This is a genomic window from Acidobacteriota bacterium, assembly GCA_003696075.1.
In the GTDB taxonomy this organism is placed as follows: Bacteria; Acidobacteriota; Polarisedimenticolia; order J045; family J045; genus J045.
The window spans coordinates 1-3,590 of record RFHH01000205.1 but is presented as its reverse complement, the minus strand read 5'-3'; the positions used below and the strand labels follow the sequence as shown (position 1 = coordinate 3,590).

4 protein-coding genes are annotated in these 3,590 nt (G+C 73.5%); 3 read left to right on the top strand and 1 reads right to left on the bottom strand.

Annotated features, from left to right (window positions below):
• Positions 1-496: 496 nt before the first annotated feature.
• Genes D6718_13105 through D6718_13095 form a run of 3 tightly spaced genes read left to right on the top strand, consistent with a single transcriptional unit; the run spans position 497 to position 3,008 of the window.
• On the top strand, positions 497-1,459 hold the full coding sequence (locus D6718_13105) for a TlpA family protein disulfide reductase (protein RMG42986.1): 963 nt from the start codon (positions 497-499) through the stop codon (positions 1,457-1,459).
• 13 nt (positions 1,460-1,472) lie between these two features.
• A complete protein-coding gene (locus D6718_13100) occupies positions 1,473-2,246 on the top strand; it encodes a hypothetical protein (GenBank protein RMG42985.1) in 774 nt (257 codons plus the stop codon).
• Between the two features lie 30 nt (positions 2,247-2,276).
• Positions 2,277-3,008 (top strand): type 1 glutamine amidotransferase, encoded by a 732-nt coding sequence (locus D6718_13095; GenBank protein RMG42984.1) that lies wholly within the window; start codon positions 2,277-2,279, stop codon positions 3,006-3,008.
• A 222-nt stretch (positions 3,009-3,230) separates the two neighbouring features.
• On the opposite strand, the gene D6718_13090 is transcribed toward D6718_13095, so the two are convergent.
• A partial coding sequence (locus tag D6718_13090) for a hypothetical protein (GenBank protein RMG42983.1) occupies positions 3,231-3,590 on the bottom strand: 360 nt, incomplete at its 5' end.

Genomic DNA, 3,590 nt, shown 5'->3' with positions numbered 1-3,590 from the left:
GCCAGCCCGCCCCGGGCGCGCGCGGAAAGACGCGCGCCCTCGAGCGGAAACGTCCGGCCGTCGACGGCGACCAGGCCCGGCTTGCCGGCGGTCCCGGCCGGCGACGGAAGCGGATGCGCACTCATCGTCGTTCCTCCCTCGCGCCGCCGCTCCGGGCAGTCTATCCGAGGCCGTCCCGATGCCCGGCGGACAGGGCGCTCACGAGGTCAATGCGGGACCCCCCGGACTCGTGACACGGAAAACGCGGTGCGCTCGCAGCGGGCCGGTCCACCGGGCGCTCGCGGGGGGCGGAACGGCGCCCGCGCTCTCCGTTTCGCCTCCGCACTGCGCCGCCGCGCCACGCCGCCCGCCCCCGGTCGCCACCAGTCCCGGCGACCGGTCCCGAAGGGAGATCCGATGCGATAAGCTGCCGAGGGTCGCGGGAGCGGCGGCCCGCCCGCCGGACCTGCGGCTCCGGGCGAAGAACTTCGCGACGACCGGACACGGAGGACCGGCGATGCGAATCTCCCTCCGCGGCGTCGCGGATGCCTTCGATCGGCTGGCACGCGCCGCCGCGGGACTCGGTCTCTCGCTGACATGGACGCTGTATCCCGATGCGCCGCTCCCCGCGAGGAGCGCGCTGCTCGCCGGCTGCCTCGCCAGGCTCGCGGCCGCCCTGCTCGCGATCCGCGGGCACGTGTGGCCGCTCCTCGCGGTGTTCGTTCTGATCACGGGCTGGCTCACCGTCCTGACGCGGCACACCCCTTCCCCGCGGCTGCTTCCGATCGCGGCCGCGTCGCTGCTGGCGCTCTGGGCCCTCGTTCGGCGCGGGCGGGCGCCCGCGCTGATCGCCGCGCGGACCGTTCTCGCCGCCGCCGTGGTCGCCGTCTTCGGCGGCCTCGGTGCGCTGTCCCTCGTGGGGCTGCTCCAGGCCCGCTCTCCGGAGTCGGCCCACTGGAGCGACCTCGCCGTCGAGCCGGAGGCGCCCGTTCCGCCTCCTTCGCCCCGCACGCTCGATGGCGAGCGGATCACCCTCGACGATCCCGGCAAGCTCTACGTGCTCGATTTCATGACCGTCGGTTGCAAGCCGTGCCTCGCGGAACTGCCGGCGCTGGCGCGATTGCAGCGCAAGCTGCACCGCCTCGGAGTCGCCGAGATCCTGTTCGTCATCGGCCCGACACCGGAGGAAGGGGTGCGGATCCTGCGGGAGAGGGCCCCCGGTGCTCTGTTCGCGGTGGGCGAGGACGACTGGGGCGGCCGCAAGGTCGGAGTGCATGCCTTCCCGACCGAGGTGTTCCTGTATCGGGGGCGCGTCGTCGACGCCGATGTCGGCGCGGTTTCCTTGTTCCCCGCGGGTCACCTCGAACGGAGGATCCGGGCCGTTCTCGCGCGGCGATCGAACGCACCGCCAGGACAGCGATCCCGCACGGCGAGCGAAGCCTCCGCCGGAAGACGAGGGCCAGAGGGCGGCCGGCCCTGATCGTCTCCCGGCCGTGATCTATCTTTACCGCATGGACTCGTCCTCGCCGGCACGCCGCATCGCCCGGGCCGCGGTCCCGGCACTCGTTCTGGCGTGCGGTGTCTGCGCTCCGCTCGTCGGCGCCGCGAAGAAGTGGCCGGCACCCGCGCTTCCCGCCGGCGAAGCGCCTTCTGCCGGCGGCGCGGCGGAGCGGCTGATCACCGAGGCCGCGGCGGGGAGCGGCGACCTCGCGCAGGTCGCCCGGCGGGCCGCGGCGGTCGCTTCAAGCTTCCGCCGCTGGGCGCGCGAGCATCTCCGCGGGCCCGACTTCGCCGACGCCGAGCCGCCGGCGCCGGGGGGTTGGGCGGCGCGGGCAGCACCGCGACTCGCCGCCGAGGAAGCGGCGGCGCTACGCGCGGCCCTCACGGCCCCGGACGACGTGGCGAAGGCGCGGGCGAAGCAGGTCCTGCGCCTCCGCTTCCGCCGAATCGCCGTGTTGCGAGCGGGCGAGAGCGCGGCGCTGCGTGCGGCGGAGCGCGACGAGGGGCTCGCTCTCCACGCCGCGCTCCGCGCACTCGAGGCGGCCGAGGGCCGCGAGGCGCCGCGCCTCGCTCGCGCGATCCGAGAACTCCTCCTCGAGCGGCTCGAGGCGGCCGCATCGGGCGATCCCGCTGCCGCCGGGCCGGCGATCACCGGCTGCGCTCTCGCGCTGCTCGCCGACCGCGTGCGCCCCGGGTGGCGCCAGGAGCTCCTCGGCCGGGGATTGTTCCTCGACACCGTCCTGGCGGGCCCTCCGAACATCCGCTGAACGGCGCTTCCCGCCGGAACGCATGAGACAATGGGCGGCCGGCGGCGCCCCGCCGCAGCGGAGGGTGCCGCACTCCGACGGAGTTCCTCCATGACCGCGCCCTGGCTCGTCATCCAGCACGTCCCCTGGGAAGGACCCGGCTCGATCGCGACGATCGCCAGGAACCGCGGCATTGCTCTCGAAACGGTGAGCGCGGGCAAGACCGCTCTGGAGCCGTCCGAGGTGCTCGAGCGTTTCTCCGGGCTCATCGTCATGGGTGGTCCGATGTCGGTGAACGACACTGCAGAGCACACGTATCTGGACCAGGAAAGATCGCTGCTAGCCGCGGCCGTCGCGCGCGGCCGGCCGGTGCTCGGTGTCTGCCTTGGCGCCCAGCTCCTCGCCGCCGCGCTCGGCGCGCGCGTTTTCCCCGGCCCCGAACCGGAAATCGGGTTCGCTCCGGTGCGGTTGACCGAAGAGGGCCGCCGCGATCCCGTCCTCGGCGGCGCCGAAACGATCCCGGCGTTCCACTGGCACGGGGAGACGTTCGAGCTGCCGAAGGGCGCCGTGCTGCTCGGCAGCACCGCGGCCTACCCTCATCAGGCGTTCCGGATCGGATCGTCCGCATACGGGCTGCAGTTCCATCTCGAACTCGACGCGGAACTTTTGGAAGCCTGGCGGCCCCACCTGCCGGATGGGACGCCGCTGGGTGAACCGGACCGCCTCGCCGTCGAGCGGGCGGGGCACCTCGTCTTCGAGCGATTCTTCCGCACCGTCGGTTGACCGCACACCCCCGGTTGCGCACCCCCGTCAGCGGGGACTTTTTCGGCAACCTCCAACGGGAACGTCGCGGATGCCGCTCGATGGGTGGCCTTCAGGTGGCTCCCAGGTAGAGGAAACGACTCCGAAAGGGCCGCGCGCCGCGTGCAGCCCCGAGCGGTCGAAGACCCCGGCCAGCGAGCCGATAGGGCGCACCCCCGGCCGAGGACTTCCCGAACCGCCAGGCTAGGACGCTTCCTCGCCGAGAGAGAGGATCCGGTCGTCGATCTCGCGGACGAGGCGGCGCAGCAGGCGGTCGTCGAGAATTCCGTGCGCGTACGCCTGGCGGACGGTTTCCTTCTCGACCATCGCGAGCTGGCGTTCCAGCTCGCGCCGCTCTTCGTCCAGGATTGCGCCGGCATCGATCGACAGGCGACGGCCCGTCTCCTCGAGCTGCCGGCGGCGGGCGAGCATCTCCTCGCGCAGGCGCTTGTAGATCTCCGGGAGCACGGCGCCCGCCTCGTGCTGGCGCTCGAGGTAGCGCTCCGCCTCGGCGAGCGCGCGCAGGCGCGTGCGCAGCATCACCGCCTCCTCGCGCATGCCGCG

What these genes read in the sequence shown, in the direction of transcription:
- D6718_13105 (RMG42986.1), top strand. Translation starts at nt 497, where the DNA reads ATGCGAATCTCCCTCCGCGGCGTCGCGGATGCCTTCGATCGGCTGGCA.
- D6718_13095 (RMG42984.1), top strand. Translation starts at nt 2,277, where the DNA reads ATGGGCGGCCGGCGGCGCCCCGCCGCAGCGGAGGGTGCCGCACTCCGA.